This window comes from Erythrobacter sp. MTPC3 (assembly GCF_042854385.1).
Classification (GTDB): domain Bacteria; phylum Pseudomonadota; class Alphaproteobacteria; order Sphingomonadales; family Sphingomonadaceae; genus Erythrobacter.
The window spans coordinates 1-881 of the sequence record NZ_BTGP01000037.1 but is presented as its reverse complement, the minus strand read 5'-3'; the positions used below and the strand labels follow the sequence as shown (position 1 = coordinate 881).

Here is an 881-nt window from a genome sequence, read left to right as displayed (position 1 = left end):
GGCTCTGTTGCAAAAATCGTGAAGCTTGAGCATGCTTGGCGGAGATTGGACGGACGGAACGATGACGGATTTCAAGTGGCGCCATTTCCAGGGTGATGTGATCCTGTGGGCGGTGCGCTGGTATTGTCGCTATCCGATCAGCTATCGCGACCTTGAGGAAATGCTGGCGGAACGCGGCATTTCGGTCGACCATACGACGATCTATCGCTGGGTCCAGTGCTACGCCCCGGAGATGGAGAAGCGGCTGCGCTGGTTCTGGCGGCGTGGCTTTGATCCGAGCTGGCGCCTGGATGAAACCTACGTCAAGGTGCGGGGCAAGTGGACCTACCTGTACCGGGCAGTCGACAAGCGGGGCGACACGATCGATTTCTACCTGTCGCCGACCCGCAGCGCCAAGGCAGCGAAGCGGTTCCTGGGCAAGGCCCTGCGAGGCCTGAAGCACTGGGAAAAGCCTGCCACGCTCAATACCGACAAAGCGCCGAGCTATGGTGCAGCGATCACCGAATTGAAGCGCGAAGGAAAGCTGGACCGGGAGACGGCCCACCGGCAGGTGAAGTATCTCAATAACGTGATCGAGGCCGATCACGGAAAGCTCAAGATACTGATCAAGCCGGTGCGCGGTTTCAAATCGATCCCCACGGCCTATGCCACGATCAAGGGATTCGAAGTCATGCGAGCCCTGCGCAAAGGACAGGCTCGCCCCTGGTGCCTGCAGCCCGGCATCAGGGGCGAGGTGCGCCTTGTGGAGAGAGCTTTTGGCATTGGGCCCTCGGCGCTGACGGAGGCCATGGGCATGCTCAACCACCATTTCGCAGCAGCCGCCTGATCGGCGCAGAGCGACAGCCTACCTCTGACTGCCGCCAATCTTTGCAACAGAGCCC

General features: G+C 60.6%; 1 protein-coding gene. It reads left to right on the top strand.

Features of this window, described 5'->3' with window-relative positions:
* Positions 1–61 precede the first annotated feature (61 nt).
* Complete coding sequence (locus ACGHU1_RS16860) at positions 62–826, top strand: IS6-like element IS6100 family transposase (RefSeq protein ID WP_001389365.1); 765 nt, start codon at positions 62–64, stop codon at positions 824–826.
* Positions 827–881: the final 55 nt, after the last annotated feature.